This is a genomic window from Vibrio sp. 3-2(1) (genome assembly GCF_963887575.1).
Classification (GTDB): domain Bacteria; phylum Pseudomonadota; class Gammaproteobacteria; order Enterobacterales; family Vibrionaceae; genus Vibrio; species Vibrio anguillarum.
Genome location: NZ_CAWPGB010000022.1, coordinates 298214 through 323950, shown reverse-complemented (window position 1 = coordinate 323950; position 25737 = coordinate 298214). Strand labels below are relative to the sequence as shown.

The 25737-nt window shown below is 46.5% G+C and carries 23 protein-coding genes; 19 read left to right on the top strand and 4 right to left on the bottom strand.

Translation table 11 applies throughout. The features are described 5' to 3' along the window. The first annotated feature begins 75 nt into the window (after positions 1–75). The 9 genes from AACQ79_RS09620 to AACQ79_RS09580 all read left to right on the top strand — a co-directional run bounded on the left by AACQ79_RS09620 (position 76) and on the right by AACQ79_RS09580 (position 10446). Complete coding sequence (locus AACQ79_RS09620) at positions 76–1521, top strand: ATP-binding protein (protein WP_170899003.1); 1446 nt, start codon at positions 76–78, stop codon at positions 1519–1521. Next, positions 1518–2171, top strand: coding sequence for a response regulator transcription factor (locus AACQ79_RS09615; RefSeq protein ID WP_013868288.1), 654 nt, complete (start codon positions 1518–1520; stop codon positions 2169–2171). Before AACQ79_RS09620 ends, AACQ79_RS09615 begins: the two co-directional genes overlap by 4 nt. Beyond that, positions 2164–2991 (top strand): DUF2861 family protein, encoded by an 828-nt coding sequence (locus AACQ79_RS09610; RefSeq protein ID WP_170899002.1) that lies wholly within the window; start codon positions 2164–2166, stop codon positions 2989–2991. The genes AACQ79_RS09615 and AACQ79_RS09610 overlap by 8 nt, the downstream gene beginning before the upstream one ends. 75 nt (positions 2992–3066) lie before the next feature. Next, positions 3067–5364, top strand: coding sequence for a glycoside hydrolase (locus AACQ79_RS09605; RefSeq protein ID WP_170899001.1), 2298 nt, complete (start codon positions 3067–3069; stop codon positions 5362–5364). Positions 5365–5518: 154 nt separating this feature from the next. After that, entirely contained in the window at positions 5519–6115 is a 597-nt protein-coding gene (locus AACQ79_RS09600) for a TetR/AcrR family transcriptional regulator (protein ID WP_038169460.1), read from the top strand. A gap of 83 nt (positions 6116–6198) precedes the next feature. Next, positions 6199–7230, top strand: a complete 1032-nt coding sequence (locus tag AACQ79_RS09595; protein ID WP_047687590.1) for an NADP-dependent oxidoreductase — start codon at positions 6199–6201, stop codon at positions 7228–7230. Between the two features lie 13 nt (positions 7231–7243). Next, positions 7244–7858: a glutathione S-transferase family protein gene (locus AACQ79_RS09590; RefSeq protein WP_170899000.1), complete on the top strand. Its 615-nt coding sequence runs from the start codon at positions 7244–7246 to the stop codon at positions 7856–7858. A gap of 145 nt (positions 7859–8003) precedes the next feature. Then, positions 8004–9572, top strand: a complete 1569-nt coding sequence (locus tag AACQ79_RS09585; protein WP_170898999.1) for a YjjI family glycine radical enzyme — start codon at positions 8004–8006, stop codon at positions 9570–9572. Continuing rightward, positions 9562–10446 (top strand): YjjW family glycine radical enzyme activase, encoded by an 885-nt coding sequence (locus tag AACQ79_RS09580; protein ID WP_170898998.1) that lies wholly within the window; start codon positions 9562–9564, stop codon positions 10444–10446. Before AACQ79_RS09585 ends, AACQ79_RS09580 begins: the two co-directional genes overlap by 11 nt. Positions 10447–10699: 253 nt before the next feature. On the opposite strand, the gene AACQ79_RS09575 is transcribed toward AACQ79_RS09580, so the two are convergent. After that, positions 10700–12436: a SulP family inorganic anion transporter gene (locus AACQ79_RS09575; RefSeq protein ID WP_050934249.1), complete on the bottom strand. Its 1737-nt coding sequence runs from the start codon at positions 12434–12436 to the stop codon at positions 10700–10702. Between the two features lie 217 nt (positions 12437–12653). On the opposite strand from AACQ79_RS09575, the gene AACQ79_RS09570 reads away from it, so the two are divergent. Then, on the top strand, positions 12654–13310 hold the full coding sequence (locus AACQ79_RS09570; protein WP_088729347.1) for an HAD family hydrolase: 657 nt from the start codon (positions 12654–12656) through the stop codon (positions 13308–13310). Positions 13311–13449: 139 nt separating this feature from the next. Here AACQ79_RS09570 and AACQ79_RS09565 read toward each other — a convergent pair whose 3' ends face one another. The 3 genes from AACQ79_RS09565 to AACQ79_RS09555 form a co-directional block, all read right to left on the bottom strand. Next, entirely contained in the window at positions 13450–14685 is a 1236-nt protein-coding gene (locus AACQ79_RS09565) for a RidA family protein (protein WP_170898997.1), read from the bottom strand. Between the two features lie 446 nt (positions 14686–15131). Then, positions 15132–16358: a DEAD/DEAH box helicase gene (locus tag AACQ79_RS09560; protein WP_170898996.1), complete on the bottom strand. Its 1227-nt coding sequence runs from the start codon at positions 16356–16358 to the stop codon at positions 15132–15134. Positions 16359–16403: 45 nt separating this feature from the next. Then, entirely contained in the window at positions 16404–17156 is a 753-nt protein-coding gene (locus tag AACQ79_RS09555; protein ID WP_170898995.1) for a UTRA domain-containing protein, read from the bottom strand. Positions 17157–17368: 212 nt separating this feature from the next. Between AACQ79_RS09555 and AACQ79_RS09550 the strand changes: the two genes are divergently transcribed. The 9 genes from AACQ79_RS09550 (at position 17369) to AACQ79_RS09510 (ending at position 25716) form a co-directional block, all read left to right on the top strand. Then, positions 17369–18430 (top strand): ABC transporter substrate-binding protein, encoded by a 1062-nt coding sequence (locus AACQ79_RS09550; RefSeq protein ID WP_170898994.1) that lies wholly within the window; start codon positions 17369–17371, stop codon positions 18428–18430. A 9-nt stretch (positions 18431–18439) separates the two neighbouring features. Further along, complete coding sequence (locus tag AACQ79_RS09545; protein WP_010318641.1) at positions 18440–19243, top strand: alkaline phosphatase family protein; 804 nt, start codon at positions 18440–18442, stop codon at positions 19241–19243. Then, positions 19243–20142: an ABC transporter permease gene (locus tag AACQ79_RS09540; protein ID WP_026027756.1), complete on the top strand. Its 900-nt coding sequence runs from the start codon at positions 19243–19245 to the stop codon at positions 20140–20142. Before AACQ79_RS09545 ends, AACQ79_RS09540 begins: the two co-directional genes overlap by 1 nt. Beyond that, positions 20129–20932, top strand: a complete 804-nt coding sequence (locus AACQ79_RS09535; protein ID WP_010318639.1) for an ABC transporter permease — start codon at positions 20129–20131, stop codon at positions 20930–20932. Before AACQ79_RS09540 ends, AACQ79_RS09535 begins: the two co-directional genes overlap by 14 nt. After that, positions 20929–21978, top strand: a complete 1050-nt coding sequence (locus tag AACQ79_RS09530; protein WP_170898993.1) for an ABC transporter ATP-binding protein — start codon at positions 20929–20931, stop codon at positions 21976–21978. The genes AACQ79_RS09535 and AACQ79_RS09530 overlap by 4 nt, the downstream gene beginning before the upstream one ends. A gap of 4 nt (positions 21979–21982) precedes the next feature. After that, positions 21983–22642 (top strand): HAD family hydrolase, encoded by a 660-nt coding sequence (locus tag AACQ79_RS09525; RefSeq protein ID WP_019280796.1) that lies wholly within the window; start codon positions 21983–21985, stop codon positions 22640–22642. Between the two features lie 91 nt (positions 22643–22733). Then, positions 22734–23696 carry an HlyD family secretion protein gene (locus AACQ79_RS09520; protein ID WP_373433639.1) on the top strand — a complete coding sequence of 321 codons (963 nt, stop codon included), beginning with the start codon at positions 22734–22736 and terminating at the stop codon, positions 23694–23696. Next, positions 23696–24622 carry an ABC transporter ATP-binding protein gene (locus AACQ79_RS09515; RefSeq protein ID WP_017044975.1) on the top strand — a complete coding sequence of 309 codons (927 nt, stop codon included), beginning with the start codon at positions 23696–23698 and terminating at the stop codon, positions 24620–24622. The genes AACQ79_RS09520 and AACQ79_RS09515 overlap by 1 nt, the downstream gene beginning before the upstream one ends. Next, positions 24619–25716 carry an ABC transporter permease gene (locus AACQ79_RS09510; protein ID WP_013868268.1) on the top strand — a complete coding sequence of 366 codons (1098 nt, stop codon included), beginning with the start codon at positions 24619–24621 and terminating at the stop codon, positions 25714–25716. The genes AACQ79_RS09515 and AACQ79_RS09510 overlap by 4 nt, the downstream gene beginning before the upstream one ends. Positions 25717–25737 lie beyond the last annotated feature (21 nt).

Sequence of the window (25737 nt, the reverse complement as noted above, 5' to 3'; positions counted from 1 at the left end):
GACATTGAGGTGACAAATCCTGACTTAGCACAGCTATAATTTCGTGAATGCGAACCTTTTTCTAAGTGCTTAACGTTGAGAACACGGCTGCTGTACCTTTTGATCACACTCACCGCAGTGCTAGGACAATCAAACCTAGCACACGGGCAAGAGCAAACGCTGCAAGATCGTTGGCAGCATTTTCTACGCCAAGCCGAATCGCTATCGGCTGCGAGATCCTTGCCACTGCAAAGTATCAACTCATACCCTGTCGATCTTCTGCTCAGCGCCAGCGCCTATCCTGATTTTTCCCGTTATTCATGGCAAACCATAACTGAGCTAAAAGCAATAGCCTCACAGTGCGCACTGCCGCCCGGTTTATCAAAAACCTTGGCATCACGCCCTGAATTGCAAAAAGCAGCGTCGTTTGAACTCGCTTTGTGCCAAGGCGATGAATTGCCCATCCGTTGGTTTAAGACTGCTCCGTTTCTGCATCCTGCAGGCGGGAGCTACGCAGAGCGATACTTAGCTTTTTCTACTCATAACATAACGGCCGAGCAAAGCGCCGAGCTACAGCCCTACACGACTCTCTCTGACCCTCAGCATCCGCTGTACACCTTTTTTACCGATTTAGAAACGGCAGGGCGAGATGCCTTGGTCAGCGGTTATCGCGCTTATATTGACCGTCAACAACGGCTATGGATCAGTGGCGATTTCGGTATTCGCGTACTGAGCGCATTGCAATGGAAAAAAGTCGCGCTCGATCAGCAATTGGTATTGTCGGCCATCACAGCGGCTACTCAAAGTTGCCAATTACGCTACAGTAATCTGTGTGTCTCTAGCCAAGAAAAACCCAATATTTCACTGTGGTTATCAGTCATATTACTGCTGTTGCTCGCAGCAACGCTGAGTAGGACGCTCTGGTTACACCGCCAACAAGCCAAAGAAAAACGCTTTATTTTACAGTTGCTGACGCATGAACTACGCACCCCTATCACCAGTCTTGGCTTGACCGTTGAGCAGTTTCGCCAGCAATTTGATACTCTGCCAGAGCTGGCCCAAGATACATTCGGCCGCTTACTGGCCGATCACCAACGTTTAGCTCAGCTTGCTCAGACCAGTAAAGGATTTTTGAGTAGCGACCCAAATGAGCCGTTTCAATGTCAAACCGCTTATCTCTCAGATTGGTTAGATCACTGCGTAGCGAAACACGAACTCAGCTATGAACTGACACAAGATATCGAGCTCACACTGCCGTATTACTGGCTTGGGATTTGTTTGGATAACTTGATCCGTAATGCCAAGCAGCATGGTCAAGGAACAATCTCAATAACGGCCAGCGTGACTGACACTCGACTGCGGCTTTGCGTTAGCGATGAAGGCGAGTTTCCCTCTCGTCTAAAACGGCTATTTTCCCGTTCTCGCACAGTTTCCAATATGGGGATTGGACTCCGTCTTGTGAGCCATTTGATGCTTAAAATGGGCGGCAAACTGACTTGTAAAGCCCACCCCACTCGCTGCCAATTGGAATTACCATTATGAACACACTGTTATTGGTCGAAGATGATCCTCTACTCGGGCAAGGTTTGCATGATTACTTGCTACAGCAAGGTTTTGATTGTTTGTGGGTACAGCAGCTCTCACAAGTCAAAAAAGCATGGTTTCGCGCCGATTTGGTGATTTTAGATAGACAACTGGCTCAAGGAGACAGCTTGGATCATCTGCCTCAATGGCTAATGGCCAAAGCCGTGCCAGTGATCATCCTGACGGCCAAAATCGAGGTTGAGCAAAAAATAGCAGGTCTAATGGCGGGGGCGAAAGACTACGTCACCAAGCCATTTTCGCAACAAGAATTACTGGCGCGAATTCAAGCGCAACTGCGACCATTAGGAGAAAGCTTGCTTTCCTACGCTGACATTGCCATTGATCTCTCAAAGCGCAGCGTTACCTTAGGTGAGCAGTTGATGACGCTAAAACCGAAACAGTTTCAGCTATTACTGCTGCTAGTTCAAAACCAAGGACGTGTTTTTCACCGTGATGAACTACTCAATAAAGTGTGGGGCTACCAAGCCTTTCCCTCAACTCGAACCGTCGATAATCATGTTTTACAGCTAAGGCAGCAGTTACCCTCACTCAATATCGAAACCGTTCGTGGCGTTGGGTATCGTTTAGTCGAGGTGTCCAATGCGTAACCTTTGGCTGTTTGTACTGTTCGTCGTTAGTCCAAGCCACGCCGTGAGTGATGATTGGTTTATGGCCACACCACTGCAATCAACCTATCGCGCTTTAGCGAACCATCAGCCACAGCTTGCCTGGCAAGAGTTGGTCCTCGCACTCAATAACCAAACCATTGCCACGCCACGCTGGGCAAGCGTCAAAAATACCATTATTGAACAAACCCAATGTGGCCAACAGCTCTTAAGCGATGTGGTACCAAATACGGCGCTGATCAACGTCTCGATACAAAAAAAAACCAACGTGATGCAGCAAGGTTACCAGTTCAAATTATCAATGGAGGGAGCGAAGCTGCCTAGCCAGGTTGAACTTCTTGGCCCTGACAATAGCTTGCTCATCTCACAGAGCCAAGTAACGTCATCAGCCCCTTATATAGAATTAGAAAGCCCAGAACTGCTCTTTGCTCCGCAAGATGGCGTTTATCGACTGACACTCGACAAACAGCACTATTGGTTAGTTCTTACCATGCCTTTTGGCTCCACATGGTTGCAATCCGCCTCTCCCAACGGTGGCTACCCACTAGCGCTTGAGTCCCCCACAGCATTGACAAACTGCCCCCCAACAAGCCTTGCTTGGCAATGGTTTGACGACCAATTTCAGTTAATCAAGCGGCAAGATATGGTGGCAATAAGTAATACTCAGCAATTATTGAATAAACCAAGCTCATCCCCCAGCTCGGCTAAATGGCTCAGTACTCTGATCAAAACTATCGAGTATCAAGGAGCAATCAAAGTGGAATATGTACAACGTTTGACTCTGCCAAAGCAGGCTCAATGAAGACATCAGGGTGACAATTGATTTGTCGATTTCTTATGTAATCAACACACCGAGACACACTGGAAATGACAAACCATGTATAAACCACTTTGTTCTTTATTGATCACTTGTACGCCACTTTTGGCGTTGGCTAGCCAATCACAACCGGTGTCAATTACACTGCATAATCAAAACCAAACCGTGCAAATAGAGCCACAAAATTTGGCTATTGATTGGCAGCAAAATGCCCAGCTAACCATTAACCAAGGCAAGCTAACCGTTAACGGCCAGTCACAGCAAGTCAGCCAACTGCAACAAGATAATCAACATCACGCCTCTTGGCTGCTTGTTCCTAGCCAGTTAAAGGTTGAGGCCAATTTACAACAAACATTGAAGCTGTCGATTACCGCGAGCGCTGAGAGTAAAATCTCTCGTGCAAAACCGTTAACCGTACAGTGGTTTGAACTGCCTGAGCAGCAAAGCAAAACGCTCATTCTTCCTTTTAGTGAAGGAATGCGCATTCCAACGGATAACCCACAGTGGGTGAACTACCTCATAGCGGAACGCTCTGCCAGCAATACCACGCAAGATCTCAAAATGCCATTTTGGAGTGTGGAAGCTGGCAATGAGCAGTATGTGAGCTACCAACTCAATACCGCCACCAACAACAAACTCAATTTTAGCGCCAAGCAAAACAAGCTGGACATGCAAGCCACGCACGCTTTCACTGTGCTCAACAAAGATGAGCCTTTTGAGGTGGAAATCTCCCTTGGCAACTCACCACTAGATGGCGCCAAACGCTACCGTCAGTGGCGAAAAGAGAATGGGTTATCACAAACGCTCGAACAAAAAGCGCAGCAAAACCCAGCCATAAAACAGCTTATCGGCGCAAGCCATGTTTACTTGTTTGGCCAAGACTTAGTGTCCACACAAGATGTGACTGATTTCTTGGCACTTAAAGAATGGTATTTTAAGCAGCCCCAGTGGGTAGCATCAAACGAAGCGCTCAAAGAGCTTAAGCCACTCGTTAAAGGAAAAGATTTTTTCAACAACTACAACAAGCGGTTGTTGATTGACGAAGTGAACCGCTCGCTCAATGCTTGGATAAAAGAGCAACCTTCAACCCAAGAAGCAGGGATAGCTAGCCAATACCAAGCCGCTCAGGCACGAAAAGCATGGCTCGCAGAGCAGAAACTACCGTTTTTACGTGATGCCAGCACTTGGGGACAAGGGCTATCGACATCCATGATTGACGCACTCAGCTCAGCTGGTTTGCAGCACCTCTGGCTAGGTTTGGATAATTGGATGCCCGCCTTTTACCAACCACAAGTGGTTGATCAAGCAAAACAGGCTGGCTACTTAGTTGGGGTGTACGACTCCTACAATACCGCCATAGCAAAAGGCATCAACGATGGTTGGCTTACCGCGCAGCTACCGGATGCAATGCGCAAGCAATGTGCGATAGAAAACGCCGACGGCAAAAAACAAAAAGGGTTTCGTGGCAACGGCTTTTATCTCAACCCTGCCTGCCAATTAGGCTTTGTGCAGCAACGCATTGAGGCAATTTTAAAATATGGCCGCTTTAACAGCCTGTTTCTTGATGTAGATGGGACCGGAATGGCCCGTGAAGATTACTCATACCAAGAGGGCCAAGGAATGAAAGAAAGCGCGATGCTGGAGGCATTTAATCAACGCATGCGCTGGATAGCCAATGAACAGAATGTGGTTCTCGGCTCTGAAGATGGTAACAGCCTGACGACACAAGGGCTCTCTTTTGCTCATGGTTTAGAAACGGTAGGATTTGGCTGGACAGATCCTGATATGAAAACTAACCGCCAATCGCCTTACTTTCTTGGAGCATGGTTCCCAACAACGAGCCCAGATTTTTTCTTTAAACCCGCGCAAGTCAAAGAGCCGTACAAAACACTGTTATTTGCACCGCAATACCGTATCCCTCTCTATCAGACCGTGTTCCATGATGAGGTGATCAACAGTCACCACTGGCACAACGACAGCGTGAAGTTTTCCAACGTGCAAGCGGAGCGAGATTTAATCGCCATGCTGTATAACACCCCAGCGATGATTCACCTTAGCCGTGATGAAGCGACGCCTAACAGCGCACGAGTCAACGCATTACGCCGTTATCAGCAAGGGTTTGCACCAATCCATGAAGTCGTGTGGAACCAACCTTTAGTCGATTTTAAATGGCTTGATGAACAAGGGATGGTACAACAAACAACCTTTGGTGATGGCAGTAAAATTACCGCCAATTTCTCTACGCAGCCATATAAAAAAGAGGATAAGAAAATAGTTCCAGCCTTGAGTATTCAAGCTGAGCTCAGCAATGGGCAAAACCTCATTTGGGCATCGGATACGCTAAAGACAGAAAAATAGTCTCATCTCTCACTCATTAAAAGATAAATAATAGTGCGACACTTCAAGGAGGAAGTGTCCATTTCTGTTATTCAGCAACCATAGCCAGTAGCACAAATATAATATGAACGAACAAAACTAGACGACTGGTCTAATTTGAATTATAGTGCCGTCCATGAATACAAAAACCCATGATACTCGCCAACACATCCTTGAGGTCGGTTACCAACTTGTCGTAACCAAAGGCTTCACCAGCGTAGGCTTGTCTGAATTATTAAAAACCGCTGATGTGCCCAAAGGCTCTTTCTATCACTACTTTAAGTCAAAAGAGCAATTTGGCGAGGCACTGATTACGGACTATTTTCAGCACTATTTAGTGCGGATTAATGCCCTTTTTAACCAAGAAGAAGGCAACGCCTATCAACACTTGATGCATTATTGGCAATGTTGGTATGAGCAGAGCAATGGCTTATGTAACGCACAGCGCTGCTTGGTGGTGAAATTAAGCGCTGAAGTTTCAGACTTGTCTGATGCGATGCGTATTGCTTTACTTAAAGGTGCAGATAGCATTATTGAGGCGGTCGGAAAATGTATCCAACAAGGGATCGACGACGGCTCCATTCACGTACAACACAGCCAGCAAACCGCAGAATTGCTTTATAACCTTTGGCTCGGCGCAAGTTTGCTCAGTAAACTGCGTCAAGATAACCAAGGGCTTGCACAAGCGCTTACGAGCACCGAACACATTTTGCAAGGCCAGTGCCCTAGTTAAGATTCACCCGCTATTTCGATAGCGGTTTTTTTGAAACCCAAACTAGACGACTGGTCTAATTTAAAATAATAAAGGACTCTCCAATGACTGAACAAACTAACCGCCGCATTGTACTCGCTTCACGCCCTGTCGGTGCACCAACGCCTGCTAACTTTCGCTTAGAACATGCGCCTAAACCAACACCTGCCGCAGGTGAAGTGCTGCTGCGTAGTGTTTATCTTTCACTTGACCCCTACATGCGCGGCCGCATGAGTGACGCTAAATCGTACGCCGATCCTGTCGCAATTGATGATGTCATGGTAGGCGGGACCGTGTGTCAAGTGGAAGTATCAAACCACCCAAAATTTGAGCAAGGTGAGTGGGTACTCGCTTATACCGGATGGCAGGATTACGCTATTTCTAACGGCGAAGGTTTACTCAAACTCGGTAAAAATCCAACCTCACCCTCATACGCGCTAGGCATCATGGGAATGCCCGGTTTTACCGCTTATATGGGTTTGCTAGACATTGGCCAGCCGAAGCAAGGTGAAACTGTGGTAGTCGCCGCAGCTACTGGCCCAGTAGGGGCAACGGTTGGTCAAATTGCTAAAATCAAAGGCTGCCATGTGGTGGGCATTGCTGGCGGTGAGGAAAAATGTCGTTACGCTAAAGAAGTATTAGGTTTTGATGAATGTATTGATCACAAAGCTGACGATTTTGCAGAGCAATTGGCTAAAACATGTGCTCAAGGGATTGACGTTTACTACGAAAATGTCGGTGGCAAAGTATTTGATGCGGTTTTACCTCTGCTTAACACAGCAGCGCGAGTTCCGCTGTGTGGCTTGATTTCTCAATACAATGCAACGTCGCTGCCTGAAGGACCTGATCGTCTCTCTATGCTGATGGGCACCTTGCTTACCAAACGAATCCGCATGCAAGGTTTCATTATTTTTGATGACTACGGCCATCGCTATAACGAATTTGCTACTGACATGACTCAATGGCTAAGCGAAGGGAAAGTGAAATACCGCGAGCAACTGATTGACGGTTTAGAAAACGCACCACAAGCCTTTATTGGTCTATTGGAAGGCAAAAACTTTGGCAAACTGGTTATCCAAATCAACCAACCACTTTAATAAGGACCACATAATGATCAAACTTCACCATCTAAATAAATCACGCTCTAAGCGCATTATCTGGTTACTTGAAGAGTTAGGGGTTGAATATCAAGTGCTTCCATATCAACGTGATAGCGTGACCTTTCTGGCACCGCCGGAGCTAAAAAGCGTGCATCCGTTAGGTAAGTCACCTGTGATTGAAGACAATGGTTTGGTGATTACTGAATCTGGCGCCATTACCGATTACTTGATAGAAAAATACGGCCAACACTTTGCGCCTCAGCGTGGCAGCGTGGAATATGTGCAATACCAGCAATGGCTCCACTTTGCGGAAAGCTCTGCCATATTGCCGCTGCTATTAAAGATGTTTGTTGCCAAAGATGGCTGCCAAACCAATTTCCTTGGTGGCTATGCAGAAAGCGAAACGGCCAAAGTGATGAGTTATTTTGACCAGTGTTTAGCGGGTAAACGCTACTTAGTGGCCGACCAACTCACTGGCGCTGATTTCATGATGTCATTCATTGCTGAAATATTGCTGACCAACGGAGCGATTACTCACTTCCCGAATATTGAACGTTACTTAGAGCAGCTCGCCACTCACCCTGCTTATCTAAAATCGAACCAAATCGAAGCGCAATACGCCTAACCTTAGGTTCCTGATGACGCCACTTCGACGATAACGAAGTGGCGTTTTCATTTCCATTATGGAAATGACTACTTGATGTATTATCAATAGTGAAAAGTAACCAAGCACATTAGGATTAAACCACAACAATATAAGGGTTTAATTCATGGGCCATTCACTCGATACACAGCAACGCTTCCAAGCCATCGTCACTGACGCACACCTCTCGCCCAAACAAAAGTCACACTTCCTTGCGCTAGAGGCCGAAGCAAGCTTGCCCTATCTGAAACTCTCTCCTGAGTCGGCTCGAGCAATGGAACAAGGCATTATCTGCGATATGTTTGAAGGCCATGCCCCTTTTAAACCACGTTACGTGTTGCCTGACTACGCAAAATTTTTAGCACAAGGCAGTGAGTATTTAGAGCTTTCGCCTGCCAGTAATTTTGATGAAGCACTCAATATGCTGACCATTTTGTACCATCACGTGCCTTCAGTGACCTCTATTCCTGTCTATTTGGGGCAATTAGATAGCGTGTTATTGCCCTATGTGGGCGAACTGAGCGAAGCGTCGATTTATCAAAAACTGAAGCTGTTTTGGATCATGCTTGATCGCACTCTGCCCGATGCTTTCATGCACGCCAACATCGGCCCGAGCGACAATATTATTTGTCGTACTATTTTACGTGTCGATGCTGAACTGAAACAGATCGCTCCCAACCTTACCTTCATGTATGACCCTTCTATCACTCCTGACGATTTACTGCGACAAGCGACCGATAATATCTGTCAATGCAGTAAACCGCACATCGCCAACTATCCGATTCATGCCACCGCCTATGGCGAGCAAGGTTTTGGTATCGTCAGTTGCTACAACTCACTTCCTTTAGCGGGAGGCTGCAATACTTTAGTCAGAATGAATTTAAAAGAGGCCGCGAAAAAAGCCAGTGACCGCCAAACATTTTTAGATCAGATTCTACCCACTTACAGCCAATATATGATTGAGCTGATGGATGTTCGAGCTGCTCATCTGCACCAACAATCTCATTTTTTTGAAGGTTTTCTGACTCAAGAAGGGTTGATTGAAGAATCTCGTTTCGCACCGATGTTTGGCATTTATGGCATGGCTGAAGCCGTTAATCTATTACTGGAAAAGGAGCAGAGTAACGCTCGTTATGGCCATGATGATATCGCCAACCAATTAGGCATCGCCATTTCCGCCAAGCTGGCCGACATTGTACAAAACTCACCAGTCAAATATGGCTTCAACGACCGTGCTTTACTGCACGCACAAGGTGGTATTAGCCTTGATCTTGATGTCACTCCGGGTGTGCGCATCCCTTATGGTACCGAACCCAACCCGATTGAATATGTGCAAGCAACGGCTGGACATCATCAATATTACACCTCTGGTATCAGCGATATTCTAACTCTGGATGAAACCATAAAGGTCAACCCAGAAGCGATGTTCAACCTATGTAAAGGAGCCCTCCACTCGGGCTATCGCGAATTTACGGCCAACGTGGCTTCGAACGATTTAGTTCGCATTACGGGTTACATGGTGAAACTGTCTGAAATAGCGCAATTTGAGCAGCGCGGATCACGCACCAACACCACATTTCTTGGGGCAGAAGCGGCCAAAAACACGGCCGTGCTCAAGCGAAAAGCACGCGTGGTTAGCCATGAAATGCAACCGGCTTATCAGCTAAACTCTGTCAGCCAAACTAATGGTGAGTAAAAAACAGCCGCTCCGAGCAAAAGTCAGCCGAGTGCTGACTTTCTCCTGCGTTGATGGCCCGGGCAACCGACTGGTCATTTTTATGCAAGGTTGCAACTTCAATTGCTTGTCTTGCCATAACCCACATACGATTCGTCACTGTCACCATTGCGGTGATTGTGTAACAACCTGCCCATCGCAAGCACTGCGCCTCAATGCTGACCAGCAAGTCGAATGGCTAGCGAATAAATGCACTCACTGCGATCGCTGTATTGAGCACTGCATGCACCAATCAAACCCCAAAATTCATCACTACAGTGTTGAACAACTCGTGGAACTTATTCGCCGAAATCATTATTTCTTAGCCGGTATTACCATTTCAGGAGGGGAAGCAACCCTACAACTTCCGTTTATCATCGCTCTTTTCAAAGCCATCAAACGTGATGAAGAATTGAAACATCTCAGCTGTTTTATTGATAGTAATGGCTCACTATCAGAATCGGGATGGGACAAAATATCGCCCTATGTGGATGGCGCAATGATCGATTTAAAAGCTTGGCAAGAGGAAACGCATCGGTGGCTAACCGGACGCAGTAACCATAGAGTGATACGCACTATTTTCCACCTCGCTAAACGGAATAAACTGCACGAAGTGCGACTGCTGCATATACCGGACAAAAGTGATTTAGAGACTGAAATTACCGAAGTGGCGCATCTGATTAACCAGTTGCCTGCGAACGTCAACATTCGGCTCAACGCCTTTCAACATCACGGTGTGGTCGGCAAGGCCTTAACTTGGCAGCCATGCAGTGAAGGTGCAATGATGCTGCAGTTTCATCGAAAACTGGCCGCTCAAGTACAGCGAACTGTTTACCTGCCGACACGCTACGCCTAGCGTCGAAAACCACCATGCCAATAGGCTACCTATATTAGATTAATAACCCGTACCATTTTGCCTAATGCATAATGCTCACCTATGCTTATCCAAACAGGCACCAACCGTTTAGCAAAAGGCCGAGCACTCGCTCTCATCACATAAAAAGGAAAGCATCATGATTGAATGGGATTTCTTACATCTTTTCGATACTCAAGAGCTCTTTATCTTTTATTAACGAGAACCAATATTATTAACGAGAGCCAACCTCATTTTAAATAGCAGCCGCAATTTCACCTTCAATATCCTTTTGCGGCTCTTTTTGTACTGGCGGAACTTGCCCTTCTTCTACAGCGTGTTGGTAACATCCACTTAGCTTAATGGCTAAATACATGTCCGCACGAATCACCACGCCGCCATCACCCGTTGAAATTCCAGCGATCTCACACCATTTTCTCAAACTGCGTTTGCGCCCCGCTAGCACTAAACGAATACCTCGTTTTTTCAGAATGCTTTGCACGTCCGATAACATCGCCATGACGCTTAAATCTAAATGGGTAAAACTCGACACCGCATCAATAATCACGCACCCCACACTCATGCCCGCCGATTCAGTGTGAAATAAAATACGACGTTTAAAGTAAGGCGCATTGAAATAAGTCAGCGGAGAGTTGAAACGATAAATCACCAAACCCGGTATTGGTTTCGCCTTCGCTGACGTATCAATCGTGCGAATCGTTCCTTTATCATCCAAACCCAATGTTTGATCACTTGGCCGCATCACGGTGCGTAAAAACTGGAACAGACCCAGTAATACCGCAAGAGTGATGCCGGGGATAACGCCAATGACCAATACAGCGATGAAAGTTAAGCTTGCCAAATAAAAGGCGTCTTTATCACGCTTGTGTAAACTCCAAATCCCTTTCAGATCCAACAACGAGATAGACGCGATAATCAACACCACCCCCAATGCAGCAATCGGAATGTATTGTAGTGGCTGATACGCCACAATCGCGACAAATCCAATCACAATCGCTGCAATAATCGAAACTAATTGCGATTTTCCACCATTAGCGTCATTCACCGCCGTACGTGAATCCGCCCCACTGATGGCAAAACCTTGTGAAAATGCAGAAGCAATATTAGCTAAGCCAAGCGCGCGAAACTCTTTGTCGGCGTCAATATCATAACCATTTTTTGCCGCAAAACTGCGCGCAGTGAGCATCATACTGACAAAGCTCACCATCGCTAAGTTCAAAGCAGGCATGACTAATTCACGGCTCACCCCTAGATCAAATAGAGGGGTTTGGAATATCGGTAACCCACCTTGGATTAAACCAACGACTTTAACGCCAAGATGTTCAGCGCCAAAAAACCACACCCAAAATGCAGCAGCGATGATAGCCAACATCGCAGCTGGCCAATTGGGCCTGACACGCTTACACAGAAAATAAACCACCACTGTCAGCGCACTTATCAATAAGGTTTGCCAATGCAAATCAATCAGCAAGGATGGCGCTTCCACGATACGCTCTAGTAGATATTGCTGCTCATATTTCAGCCCAAATACTTTAGCAAATTGACCCACGATAATGGTCAGAGCAACACCGTTTAACAACCCAAGTAAAATAGGGCGAGAGAGAAAATCGGCTAAAATACCGAGTTTGAAACGACTGGCCAGCAAACACCATACACCAGTCATTGCCGTCATTGTCATGACCAACTGCCAGTGTTTGAGAGGATCGCCCATCGCCAGCGGCGTCACTACCGCCGCAATCACTGCGCAAGTTGCCGCGTCTGGGCCTAAGATCAACTGCCTAGACGTGCCAAAAATCGCGTAAACCAACATCGGCAATACGCAGGAATATAAGCCGACAATCGCGCTTACTCCAGTGAGCTGCGCGTACGCTATCGCGACAGGCAGTGCAACCGCAACCACAGAAAGCGCCGCACGTACGTCATCCATCAACCAGCGAGTTTCATAATCTTTCAGTTGGTGTAAACCCGGCATCCACTGTTGTACAAATGCACTATTCAAATTGCTTCCCCCCTCTTCTCGCAACAAGGTTTTCACATTAAGCATAACTCATTGCTAACAAACTAGCGCTTATAATTGGCTGATTTTATTGAAGTATGAGAAAAAGAAAAAGTGCAGGAAAAAGATCGCCTCCATAGGTCGACTTATGTGAAAATAGCCCACTCCATTTCACTCGCCTAAAGTTGTACTTATGAAATTTCAAGCTGCCATTTTTGATATGGATGGACTGTTACTCGACACGGAACGTGTCTGCCTTACAATATTCGAACAAGCTTGCCACGCAGTTGGCGTCCCATTTTTAAAAGAGGTTTATCTCTCGGCTATTGGTCGCAATGCGGCAGGCATTGAACAAGCACTGCGCGCAGGCTACGGGCCAGAATTAGACTATCCAGTATTGCATACGGAGTGGCGTAAACGTTACGATGCCGTGGTGAAACACCAGGCGATCCCAGTGAAAGAAGGGGTTATCGAGTTATTACAATGGTTAAAAGCCAATCGTATTCCTACTGCCGTCGCAACATCAACCCAAAAAGACGTGGCACAAATTAAGCTGCGTCTTTCAGGCCTTGAGCAATACTTTGACTCGTTCACAACTGGTTGTGAAGTGACACATGGCAAACCCGATCCTGAGATTTATCTACTCGCTGCGCAACGTCTTGGCGCTGAACCGACCCAATGTTTAGCCTTTGAAGATTCTAATAACGGCGTGCGATCCGCCGTGAGTGCGAATATGATCACCTACCAAATTCCTGATCTCGTCGAACCCAGTGAAGAGGTTTTGGCGCTTGGACACCAAGTGGTCCCCTCACTACATCACGTTTTAACGGCCCTGAAAAACAGTAATTGATCGGTTTTTCATACGCCGCCTGTTTGATTTCGATTGCCATAACTAAACAGCGTGATATTGGTATTGCAATTACAGATAGCTAACAAGTAACAAGGGGGTATCATTGATACCCCCTTCTTTAGTCAATAAGAAATATTCGTTAATGTTTAGGTGGTGTACCTTCACAATTAGAAACCACAGCGTCAATTTGTATTAACGCATCCATAGGCAGCTCTGAAACACCAATCACGGTTCTCGCAGGTAGCTCATGGTTAAAGAAGGTTGTGTAAACTTCATTGACAATATTAATGTCATCCATATTTTTTATTTGAATATTTACTTTAACAATATCATCCATAACATGCTCAACATTTTCTACAATATTCTTTATATTTTCCAAACACTGCTTAGCTTGTTCTTTTATTCCACCAGCAACAACTTCATTATATTCTGGAGATAAAGGTAACTGACCTGAAATATGATTGTAATGAGAAAAAGCAACAGAGTGAGAATAGTCGACTTCAGGTGCATTCACGGTATTATTTGCTTCAATCACAAGTAAGCGGGTATCTTCAGGAAGCTGTGGCGGTGTACCATCACCATGTGACACAACAACATCAATTTGCACCAATGCATTCATAGGCAAGGCAGCAACACTAACTAGGCTTCGCGCAGGCACATAACTTGGGAAAAATTGTCCACAGACTTCATTGATGGCTTCTGCATCAGATATATTTTTAAGAAATATCGTTGTTTTAACGATATCAGCCATCGCATGACCAATACTTTCTAAGATAGCATTAATATTATTCAAACACTGTTGACTCTGTTCTTTAATACCACCTTGTACTATTTCTCCCGTTTTAGGTTCAATCGGCAATTGAGCCGAGAGGTTATTATAATGAGAGAAGGCCGCAGTTTGAGAGTATAGACCTTGAGGTGCATGCTCAGTATTCCTTGACACTTTGATGAGCTCACAAGGCGCTTGTGGAGCAGTGCCTTCACCGTTTGAAATAAGAGCATCAATTTGCACTAAAGCATCACTGACAGGTAAAGCCGCAACCGCCGCTATGGTCACTGTAGGAAGCGGCCCCTGAAAAAAAGTGGGGTATACTTTTTTGATGGCATCAATATCTGAAATATTCTTTACAAAAATATTCATTTTGACCACATCATCCATAACGTGACCAATACTTTCTACGATAGACTGTATATTATTCAGACATTGCTTGGTTTGGTCATTTATACAACCAATAACAATTTCACCTGTTTTAGGATCTATCGGTAGTTGTGCTGAAATATTATTATAATGAGAAAAAGCGACTGTTTGTGTAGAGACGGCACATATAGGTGCATTTTCTGTGTTTCTTGAAACCTTTACAATATCGGCAGCCATATCGAAATTTATCCTATTATTAGTAGAAATGCGTATTTATATTTAATAAGTGTTTTTTGATAAAACAATCAAAGTGGCGAAATGGTAAGTTAAAAAAATTTCAGTAAATGTGACATACATTAAAATATTATTTGACTAGAAAGTCATCGCTTATATTGATAATGATTGATTAACGACTAATTATCCACAATCGTGTTAATAACGTGGATTAAAGAATATTTATCCTAGAAATGATTCTAAAATTGTGAATATAATCTCATGAAACTAAATACTGCATTTTCTTGATTTAGTCCAATAATGATAGGTTGTTCACAATAAGCTGCTGAAAATTTACACATAAACTCGATTAATATGCCATTTCAATCGTGATAAATGCATAAATTTCCTGAGCCACTTAGTTTCCTTACTCCATCAAAATGCACAATAGCATGCGTATATTGAGCTACTTAATGGCTTGTTTTCTGTTGAAACTGCTTCACGCTGCGCTTTTGAGCACTGCGGCGGTTGGCTTGCTTATCACGCGGCTTGCGCTTCGGTTCACCGCTGGTCGGTTGGTCTGTCACTGGAAAATCGGTCAACGCCTGCAGAGGTAAAGCGCGCTGCGTTAAGCTGCGGATTGCCTCCAGCGCTTGACTTTCACCATGGCAGACCAGCGAAATCGCCACACCACCTTGACCAGCACGCGCTGTGCGGCCAACGCGGTGAATATAAACTGGCGCACTAGGCGGTAAATCAAAATTGATCACCACTGGCAGCGCGTCAATGTGAATACCACGCGCCAGCAAATCGGTGGCCACCAGCACATCCACTTGATTAGCTTTGAAATCGGCTAACGTTTGCTCGCGAATGACTTGATCTTTTTCACCATGCAAAGCCGCCGCACGAATACCCGCTTTGAGTAATTTTTTCGCGACCGCGTCAGCACTATCACGAGCGCTAATGAACACTAATACTTGCTGCCCAGCCCGCTGCTTAATCAGAGCAATTAATGCTTGTGCTTTACTGCCCTTATTCACAAGGTAGAGCTGCTCTTCAATTTCTGCCACCACTTGATTGGCTTGATTCGCCTCTATCTTTACCGGGTTACTTAACACGGCCAATGCCATCTGTTCGAGATCGGCGGCGAGTGTGGCGGAAAACAGCAACGTTTGTTTGGTTTGGGGCATAAAACTGAGCAGGCGTTGTACATCCGGCCAAAACCCCATCTCTAACAGTCTGTCAGCTTCATCTAACACCACACAGTGCATCGACTCCAATGAGATCAGTTGCTGTATGAGTAAATCAAGCAAGCGGCCCGGTGTCGCGACGATTAAATGCGGTAATTTGGCCAACTGCGCAAGCTGCTCTTCTTGGGCCACTCCCCCGCATAAAGTGCATAAGCTAATGCCCATCTTGCTTGCCACAGCACTCAGCTCTTGGCTGACTTGTTGTGCTAATTCACGGGTAGGAACAATAACAACTGATTGGATTTCAAGAGTATTAATTTCAATTTGTTGCAGTAAAGGCAAGCCATAAGCTAACGTTTTACCACTGCCCGTCTGCGCGAAGGCAAGCACATCTTGCCCAGAAAGTACGGCTGGAATAGCCAATTGTTGGATTTTGGTCGCCGTGTGTCGCGACGCAGGCAGCGCAGCCATCAAAGGGGCGCTTAAGTTAAGCTTAGAAAAATTCATAAACGACTAGCAGGGTGAAAAAGGTTGCGCCGAGTCTAAAGCTATTCATTCTCCATCACAACTGTCGATACGGATCAGGACTGAATCTGGCCGCCAGTACTCAAATTCGCAGTCCATGATCTCGCCATCTTGTTTGTAATTAACTCGACAAATTTTCATTACAGATTGACCAGCGGCTAAGTTAAGCGCTTTTGCCACATGAAGAGGTGCAGCCGTAGGGATTACTTCAAAACGAGAACGCGTGGTGATGTAACCGTATTTTTTCTGATAGAGATGCGTTAACGAAGCGGTTAAATTTTCCTCTAATATCTTTGGAAACCACTGCGCAATCAGGCAGTTTTCGACAAACAGTACCGCTCGCCCGTCAATCGAGCGCAACCGTTCAATAATATGAATGGGCGTAATTCGGTCAATATCCATCGCTCTTGCATACTCACGAGAAGCCATCACGCTGCGTACTGCAACTAGCTTAGTTTCTGCGATTCGGTGCTGCTCTCGGATCATCTGGTGGAAGTGGCAACGCGATAGCGGGTTATAATGAATTCGCGCCGGAGAGACAAACCAGCCACGCCGCTCTTTTCGGTAAATCAACCCTTCTGTTTCCAGTGAAACCAAAGCGTCTTTAATTGTAATGCGCGTTGTATTAAACAATTCACTCAATTCACGTTCAGATGGCAGTTTTTGTCTGTCGCTCAGCATCCCACTGCAAATTTGCTCACGAAGGGTGCCTTTAATGTTACCAAGTTGGGTCTTTTCTAAAGGAGCATTTGCCACTGGCAAAGGGCTGCGAAATCTCATGCGTGACCTAGTCCAATATTATACAGAGTGAATAAACGTCTTTTAGACTACTTAAGGCAGATAACAGATTTATGACAGGCTAATTGATTGAATTTGAAATAAAAGTGCAATAGAAAATCATCAAAAATGTCAAATAACTACACCGAAAACGTCACAGTTCTTCTCTAGGATAAAAATCGAACTTACTGACCTAGTCCAGAAGGATAGCGACAATGAAAACCTTATTTACCCGCGCAGCGGCTGCAACAGCACTTGCGCTGACTCTTTCGACTTCGGCTTTTGCTAAAGAGGCCGATTTACAATCTTTGATCAACGCAGCGAAACAAGAAGGCCAAGTGTACAGTGTTGGTATGCCCGGCAGTTGGGCTAACTGGCAAGACACGTGGAGCGATTTAGGTAAGATTTATGGCCTAAAACACCAAGATACGGATATGAGCTCAGCGCAAGAAATTGCCAAGTTTGAAGCCGAAAAGAAAAATGCGACCGCCGATATCGGTGATGTTGGCTTTGCGTTTGCTCGCGTGGCGGTGAAAAAAGGCGTAACTCAAGCGTACAAACCGAGCACTTGGAATGACATCCCTGACTGGGCCAAAGATAAAGATGGCCACTGGGCTCTGGCTTATACGGGCACCATTTCATTTATCTCGAACAATAATCTAGTCAAGAATGCGCCAAAAACGTGGAACGATTTGCTCAAAGGCGATTACAAAATCAGTATTGGTAATGTCGGTGTTGCCGCGCAAGCAAATAATGCCGTACTAGCCGCTGCTTTTGCTCATGGTGGCAGTGAAAAGAACCTCGATCCGGCAATCGAATTTTTTGCCAAACTCGCCAAGCAAGGGCGCTTATCATTTACAGACCCAAGTATCGCTAACCTCGAAAAAGGTGAAGTTGAAGTGGCCGTATTGTGGGATTTCAACGCCCTAAGTTACCGTGACCAAATTGACCGTAACCGCTTTACCGTTAACATTCCGCAAGATGGTTCTGTGATTTCCGGCTACACCACCATCATCAATAAATACGCCAAAAACCCAAATGCGGCCAAGCTAGCACGTGAATACATCTTTAGCGATCAAGGCCAAATCAACCTTGCACAAGGCTATGCTCGCCCGATCCGCAGCAACGTTGCACTGCCTGCTGCGGTACAAAGCAAATTGATTGCTAACGATCAATACCAGAACGTGAGTCCAATTAGCGACTTTAATGCTTGGGAAAAATCAGCTCGCCAATTGCCACGTCAATGGCAAGAAAATGTCATTATCCACCAGCAGTAAGAGGTAACCATGAACAATAAGGTGATCCTTGTTGTTCTTGATGGACTCAATTATTCCGTAGCCCGTGATTGCATGGGCTACTTAAACGGCTTAATTGAGCAGCAAAGAGCAACCTTATACTCCCTACAATGTGAATTGCCTTCGTTATCGCGTCCTTTGTATGAATGTCTACTCACTGGCGTAAAGCCTGTCGAAAGCGGCATTGTTCATAACCACATTGTGCGCCTTTCACATCATCAATCCATCTTCAGTTTGGCAAAAGAGCAAGGGCTGACAACAGCCGCAGCGGCGTATCATTGGGTCAGCGAGCTCTATAACCGCGCGCCTTTTGATGCAACGCGCGATCGTTTTACCTGTGATAAAACACTCAATATTCAGCATGGCTGTTTTTATCACTGGGATCACTATCCCGATGAAGCACTGTTTTTAGACGCCGAACACTTACGTCGTACTCATCAGCCTGATTTTTTACTGATCCATCCAATGAATATCGATGATGCTGGACATAAGTTTGGCCTTGATTCAGGACAGTATCGTAATAGTGCACGCATGGCCGATGCGCTGTTATCTCACTTTTTAGAAAGCTGGCTAAACGATGGCTACCAAGTGATGGTGACCAGCGATCACGGCATGAACAATGACAAGTCACACGGCGGAATATTAACCGAAGAGCGCAACGTCCCGCTGTTTGTATTGGGCGATCAATTTTCGCACCAAGCTTGTGAGATCAAACAAACTGAGCTCTGCGGCCTGTGCTGCCAACTGCTTAATCTTGATCACAATAAGCCCTTTTCTGCGGAGTGCTTAGCATGATCAGTAGCCAAGTTATTAGCAAGCCTAGCGCCGTGCTGAGCCAATCAACACACTGGGCACGCAAACTCAAACCTGCGTTATGGCTTACTCCTTTTGCGCTGTTTTTCTACTTATTTCAGCTCGCCCCCATGCTGTGGGTTTTGTTCAACAGCTTTATCTCTGACGATCAATGGTCACTAGACCATTATCGCGAAATCTTCAGCTCATCCTTTATTTTGCAAGGGTTGGGCAACAGTTTGTGGCTCGCCATATGGTCCAGCGTCGCGGGCCTTGCGATTGCGGCAATGTTGGTCGCCTCCTTACGCCGAGTCGATGGCAAGCTGCGCGATGGTGTGATCGCCTTTACCAATATGAGCAGTAATTTTGCGGGCGTCCCTTTGGCATTCGCTTTCATTATTATTCTTGGGGTCAACGGCGCACTGACTTTGCTGCTAAAGCAATACGGTTTGATTGAAGAGTTCAACCTGTACGGCAAATGGGGACTGCTGGCGATGTATATCTACTTTCAGATCCCTCTTGGCGTGCTGCTGCTCTATCCTGCATTTGATGCGCTCAGTGATGACTGGCAAGCGGCGGCATCTACTCTGGGCGCCAACGGATGGCAATATTGGCAGAAAATCGCCTTGCCTGTGCTTTCACCAGCCCTACTCGGCACCTTGATTATCCTGATCGCCAATGCGATGGGCGCGTATGCCAGCGTCTACGCACTCACATCCGGCAACTACAACGTCATTACGGTACGCATTGCCAGTTTAGTGGCGGGAGATCTGTTCTTAGAGCCCAATTTGGCCGCCGCCATTTCCGTGGTATTGATGCTAATTTTAGCCTTCATTACTGTGATCAATCAGTGGCTAATTGCGAAAAGCTATAGCGCAAGGAACACCCATGCAAAACGCTAATCCTACCCTTGATAAAATCACCTTTCATAAAAGTGTGGTCTATTCCATCGTGGGAGTGATGTTGCTGCCCATTTTAGCCACCTTGGTTTATTCCTTTTCTTCACGCTGGGGCGCAACGATTTTACCCGATGGCTTCACCTTTGACTGGTATCTCAAACTGCTGACCGACCCTCGCTTTCTCGATGCATTTGGCCGCTCATTGCTGATTGGCATCGCTTCTCTGACACTCAGCGCAGTTTTGATTATTCCGGCGATCTTCGTGGTGTTTTACTATTTCCCTCGTCTCGATAAAGTGATGAACCTGCTGATTTTAATCCCTTTTGCAGTGCCGCCTGTGGTCTCTTCAGTTGGATTACTGCAACTGTACGCCGATAGCCAATTTCCAATTGTGGGTACACCTTGGATTTTGATTGGCACTTATTTCACCATTGCGCTGCCGTTTATGTACCGTGCAATTGCCAACAGTTTTGAGGCGATCCATCTGCACGATCTCATGGACGCCGCGCACCTGCTCGGCGCAAGCACCAGCCGTGCTTTTTTACTGATCGTACTGCCAAACATTAGAAAAGGGTTGATGGCTTCGCTGTTTCTATCCTTCTCTTTTCTACTTGGCGAGTTTGTATTTGCGAACATTCTGGTCGGCACGCGCTATGAAACCTTGCAGATTTATCTCTACAACATGCGTCAGACTAGTGGTCACTTCACCTCCGCGTTAGTGATGACTTACTTCCTATTTATCTTTTTACTGACTTGGCTCGCCAGTCGTTTTAGCCGAGGATCCACTCAATGAATGCCACGACCCACACAACCTCTCGCTCTGATTACGTCCACGTCGCCAACCTCACCAAACGTTTTGGCAACAATACCGTTTTTGAAGGGATTGAATTTTCCATTGAGCAAGGGGAATTTGTCACGCTACTTGGCCCGAGCGGCTGCGGAAAATCGACCTTATTGCGCAGTTTGGCTGGCTTAAATCCCGTCGATGACGGCGAAATTTGGGTCAACGGTGAAAACATCACTAACCAAACACCACAGCAACGTGGCATTGGAATGGTGTTTCAATCCTACGCTCTGTTTCCGAATATGACGGTGGCTGAAAACATCGCCTTTGGCCTCAAAATGCAAGGGCAAGACAGAGCTTACATCGCGCGCGAAGTACAAAAAGTGGTCGAACTGGTTTCGCTGATAGGGAAAGAAAAACACTATCCCAACCAGCTCTCGGGTGGACAGCGCCAACGCGTCGCTTTAGCTCGCGCCTTAGTGGTCAAACCGCGTATTTTGCTACTTGATGAACCCCTTTCAGCACTGGATGCCAAAATTCGCAAACACTTGCGCCAGCAGATCCGTGATATTCAAAAAGAGCTCAATCTCACCACCGTATTTGTAACCCATGATCAAGAAGAGGCGATGATTCTCTCTGATCGTATTTTTTTAATGCACCAAGGTGAAATCGTTCAGCAAGGCTCCCCAGAAAGCATTTATACTCAGCCAGCCAATGAGTTTGTGGCTGGTTTTATGGGCCATTACAATTTAGTAGAGGCGGCCACCGCCAAGCAGTTGTTTAACATAGACACGGCTTGGAAAGTGGCTATTCGCCCCGAATCCATCTACGTCAAGGAAGCTGGGCGGAGCTATGGTGCCCATGTTTCTGCGCCGCAACATGGCACCATCAAGCATCACCAATTACTGGGTAATGTCATTCGCTACCATGTGGATGTGCGAGGCTGCGAGCTCACGGTCGATTTACTCAATCGTTCGTCAGAGCGATTATTCGCTACTGGCAGTCAGCTAGAATTACTGTTTAACCTTAACGAAATACAACCTGTGAGAGCCTAAATAGATGCCGACACCTCTATACGTTTTTGATATGGACGACACATTGATTGACGGCGACTGCGCAATGATTTGGAGCGAATATTTGGCCGATAAGGGCATAGCGAGCGACCCTGATTTTGTCGCGCAGGATAGGCTGATCATGTCACGCTATGCCAGCGGTGAAATGGACATGGAAGATTACCTCGATTTTGCGATGCAACCTTTGCTCACCCTGCCCACAGAGCAAGTCCAGCGCTTGGCGGACGATTGTGTCGCTACACGCATCGTACCTAGGCTATTTCCTCAAGCCAAAGCACTCATTAAACAGTTAACGGACGAGCGTATTCAAATGCTCATTATTTCGGCGTCGGTCAGTTTTTTGGTTAAAGCTGTCGCCCGTAAAATAGGCGTTGCAGAGGCGATGGGTATCGATATGGTCATAGAGAACAACCATTACACCACGCATATTTTGGGAACACCCACCTACCGAGACGGTAAAGTCACTCGCTTAAATGAATGGCTAGCTAAGCGCCCACAATACGTGGGTCAAGTGCATTTTTTCACTGACTCGATCAATGATTTACCTTTGTGTCTACACGCCGATTTCACCTATTTGGTCAACCCATGCACGCGCCTCATCCAATACGCGCAGCCCCAACAATGGCCGATATTAAAGTGGGGCTAATCACATCCTCTACTTTTGATGAACCATGTAGCTTGAGGCGCTGGCGGTAAACTTCTAGTATGAAGACAATAAGTTAACCGAGCCTCTCGCCATGAGCATGAAACATCGCATTGCCTTTATCTCTCTTTTACTGTCAACTCTCAATGCTTGCTCGCCGGAAAATAGCGCGCAAGCATTGGGCACTTTAGAGCGAGACCGCATCACTTTTTCCGCCACCGCCAATGAGATCATTCGCGCGCTTCCTGTCGCGGAAGGCAGCGCAGTGCATGCTGGCGAAATATTGGTTCGACTGGATACCAGAAATCAGCAGGCGGTGCTGGCCCATGCACTCGCAGAGGCGGCCAAAGCGCAAGCGTATTTGCTCAAACTGAGCAATGGTGAACGCCAAGAAGACACGGCGGCCGCACAAGCCAAAGTCAATCGCGCGCAAGCCAAACTGACAGAGGCGTTGCAAAACTTCAAACGTGTGGAAGAACTGGTCGGTAAAAAGCTCCTCAGCCAATCAGAAAAAGACAGCGCCACCGCCACGCGTGATGCCGCTCGCGCCGAACTCGATTCTGCAAAAGAAGAGTTTGCTAAGCTAACCGCTGGCACTCGCCCTGAAGATATCAAACAAGCGCAAGCGGCGCTGACCGCCGCCAAAGCCGACGTCTCACTGCAACAGCAAAAGCTCGACGAGTTAACCATTGTCGCCACCCGCGATGGAATTTTGGATAACCTCCCATACAACTTGGGTGAGCGCGTCCCAAACAACGGCATTGTCGCTATCATCCAAGCCAGCCGCATCCCTTATGCTCGTGTCTACGTTCCCGCACCACATCGTTTAGCGGTCGTGCCGGGCGCACAGTTTCCAGTGCATATCGACGGTATAAAAGAGCCGCTGCAAGGCACTGTGCGTTGGGTGGCAACGGAACCCTCTTTCACGCCTTACTACGCACTGACCGAAAATGAACGCGCCCGCTTAATGTATCTAGCCGAAGTGGATCTGCCCGAATCCGCGCAATCGCTCCCTTCTGGCATTCCGGCGCAAGTCGATTTAGCGAGGCAAAAATAGTGACTGAACTCGCCATTCACGCCCGTAATGTGGTCAAAAAATTTGGTGATTTCACTGCGATTGAAGGCATCAATCTGAGTGTCCCCAAAGGAACCATTTACGGTTTTCTCGGCCCAAATGGTTGTGGCAAATCGACCACAATTCGCGTACTCACGGGTTTATTAAGCCCTACCTCTGGCAGTGTTGATGTGCTGGGGTTAGCGATCCCAAAACAATCCGAGCAATTGCGCCTAAAAATTGGTTATATGACACAAAAATTTTCGTTATACGATGATTTAACCGTCGAGGAAAACCTACAATTTATTGGACAAATTTTTGGTATGCCGCGCAAAGCATTGGCACAACGACTCAATGAACAGTTGTGCACTTATGGGCTTGATCAGCGCCGAAAACAACGCGTAAGTGGGATGAGTGGCGGCCAAAAGCAGCGCTTGTCACTAGCAGCAGCCACGATGCATAAACCTGAACTGCTGTTTTTGGATGAACCAACGTCGGCGGTCGATCCTGAAAATAGACGGGAATTTTGGGAACAATTGTTCGATCTTTCAGACCAAGGCACCACCATTTTGATCACCACTCACTACATGGATGAAGCGGAACGCTGCCACCGTTTAGCCATCATGGAATCGGGTTTAATTCGTGCAGATGGTGAGCCAGAAACCTTAATGAACACGATGGGCGTCAACATTGTCGAAGTCCGAGCCCATAATTTGCGCCAATTAAAAGAAAAAGTCATGGCTCGGGCGGAGGTTCGCTCTGCTGCGCAACTTGGCATCCGCTTGCGGATCCTTATTCATCAACAAGTCACACAACCTATCGCGTGGCTAAAAACAACCTTCCCTGAACTGGCTGAAGCTGAGATGAATCTAGCTCGCCCAAGTTTGGAAGATGTCTTTGTCACTGTGACTGGCAAGGGGCGTCAATGAAAGCACTGTTTCGAATGAAAGCGGTGATGGTGAAAGAGATACGCCAACTCTCGCGAGACAGAATTACGTTCGGCATGGTAGTGATGATCCCACTGATCCAGCTGTTGCTATTTGGCTTTGCCATCAATACTGACGTACGCAATATTCCGATCGCCATCGTTGATCAAAGTGAAAGTACCCTCGGACGGTTAATTGTAGAGTCAGTCAAAGCCACACAGGTTGTGAGCGTCAAACACACTTTTGCCACAGCAGAGCAAGCTGAACATGCGATTGAACAAGGTAACGTGAGAGCAGCGCTGATCCTGCCAAAAGATCTCACCCAGCGCGCGGTGCAAAAACGCGTGTTAGGTCAGTGGATTGTTGATGGCTCCGATACGATGATCAGTGCCTCCATTTTAGGTCTGCAATCCATGCCGCTGACCGATTTTGACTTTGACATTCGTCCAGCTACCGTCAAAACCTTTGAAGTCACGCTGTTTTATAACCCCACTCGCCGCTCTGCGGTTAATATCGTACCCGGTTTACTGGGGGTCATTTTAACCATGACGATGATCCTCTTCACCAGTGCCGCGATTGTGCGAGAAAAAGAGCGCGGCAATTTAGAACTGCTGATCACAACGCCAATTCACTCTATTGAGCTTATGGTCGCCAAAATTGTGCCCTATATTTTTGTCGGATTAATTCAGGTCTTCATCATCTTGGGCTTAGGGCATTTTATTTTTGACGTGCCCATTAATGGTGCGATCAGCCAAATTCTCTTCGGTACGCTGCTGTTTATCGCCGCCAGTTTGACCTTAGGTTTGGTGATTTCAACCATTGCTTCCACTCAACTGCAAGCCATGCAAATGACTGTTTTTATTTTACTGCCTTCAATTTTACTTTCTGGATTTATGTTTCCCTACGAAGGCATGCCAGTCGCAGCGCAGTGGATTTCTGAAGCGTTGCCTGCGACTCACTTTATGCGCATGATCCGTGGGATTGTGTTGCGCGGTGCTAACCTCATGGATCTATGGCGAGATGCATTATGGATGTTAAGCTTTACCGTCGGTGGGATTATCGTCGCGTCGTTGAGATTTAAGAAATCCCTTGATTAACGCCATTCACATTTGAAGACT

What these genes read in the sequence shown, in the direction of transcription:
- AACQ79_RS09535 (WP_010318639.1), top strand. Translation starts at nt 20,129, where the DNA reads ATGCAAAACGCTAATCCTACCCTTGATAAAATCACCTTTCATAAAAGT.
- AACQ79_RS09610 (WP_170899002.1), top strand. Translation starts at nt 2,164, where the DNA reads ATGCGTAACCTTTGGCTGTTTGTACTGTTCGTCGTTAGTCCAAGCCAC.
- AACQ79_RS09585 (WP_170898999.1), top strand. Translation starts at nt 8,004, where the DNA reads ATGGGCCATTCACTCGATACACAGCAACGCTTCCAAGCCATCGTCACT.
- AACQ79_RS09575 (WP_050934249.1), bottom strand. Translation starts at nt 12,436, where the DNA reads ATGCCGGGTTTACACCAACTGAAAGATTATGAAACTCGCTGGTTGATG.
- AACQ79_RS09590 (WP_170899000.1), top strand. Translation starts at nt 7,244, where the DNA reads ATGATCAAACTTCACCATCTAAATAAATCACGCTCTAAGCGCATTATC.
- AACQ79_RS09545 (WP_010318641.1), top strand. Translation starts at nt 18,440, where the DNA reads ATGAACAATAAGGTGATCCTTGTTGTTCTTGATGGACTCAATTATTCC.
- AACQ79_RS09565 (WP_170898997.1), bottom strand. Translation starts at nt 14,685, where the DNA reads ATGGCTGCCGATATTGTAAAGGTTTCAAGAAACACAGAAAATGCACCT.
- AACQ79_RS09555 (WP_170898995.1), bottom strand. Translation starts at nt 17,156, where the DNA reads ATGAGATTTCGCAGCCCTTTGCCAGTGGCAAATGCTCCTTTAGAAAAG.
- AACQ79_RS09580 (WP_170898998.1), top strand. Translation starts at nt 9,562, where the DNA reads ATGGTGAGTAAAAAACAGCCGCTCCGAGCAAAAGTCAGCCGAGTGCTG.
- AACQ79_RS09510 (WP_013868268.1), top strand. Translation starts at nt 24,619, where the DNA reads ATGAAAGCACTGTTTCGAATGAAAGCGGTGATGGTGAAAGAGATACGC.
- AACQ79_RS09550 (WP_170898994.1), top strand. Translation starts at nt 17,369, where the DNA reads ATGAAAACCTTATTTACCCGCGCAGCGGCTGCAACAGCACTTGCGCTG.
- AACQ79_RS09525 (WP_019280796.1), top strand. Translation starts at nt 21,983, where the DNA reads ATGCCGACACCTCTATACGTTTTTGATATGGACGACACATTGATTGAC.
- AACQ79_RS09595 (WP_047687590.1), top strand. Translation starts at nt 6,199, where the DNA reads ATGACTGAACAAACTAACCGCCGCATTGTACTCGCTTCACGCCCTGTC.
- AACQ79_RS09570 (WP_088729347.1), top strand. Translation starts at nt 12,654, where the DNA reads ATGAAATTTCAAGCTGCCATTTTTGATATGGATGGACTGTTACTCGAC.
- AACQ79_RS09605 (WP_170899001.1), top strand. Translation starts at nt 3,067, where the DNA reads ATGTATAAACCACTTTGTTCTTTATTGATCACTTGTACGCCACTTTTG.
- AACQ79_RS09530 (WP_170898993.1), top strand. Translation starts at nt 20,929, where the DNA reads ATGAATGCCACGACCCACACAACCTCTCGCTCTGATTACGTCCACGTC.
- AACQ79_RS09600 (WP_038169460.1), top strand. Translation starts at nt 5,519, where the DNA reads ATGAATACAAAAACCCATGATACTCGCCAACACATCCTTGAGGTCGGT.
- AACQ79_RS09520 (WP_373433639.1), top strand. Translation starts at nt 22,734, where the DNA reads ATGAGCATGAAACATCGCATTGCCTTTATCTCTCTTTTACTGTCAACT.
- AACQ79_RS09560 (WP_170898996.1), bottom strand. Translation starts at nt 16,358, where the DNA reads ATGAATTTTTCTAAGCTTAACTTAAGCGCCCCTTTGATGGCTGCGCTG.
- AACQ79_RS09615 (WP_013868288.1), top strand. Translation starts at nt 1,518, where the DNA reads ATGAACACACTGTTATTGGTCGAAGATGATCCTCTACTCGGGCAAGGT.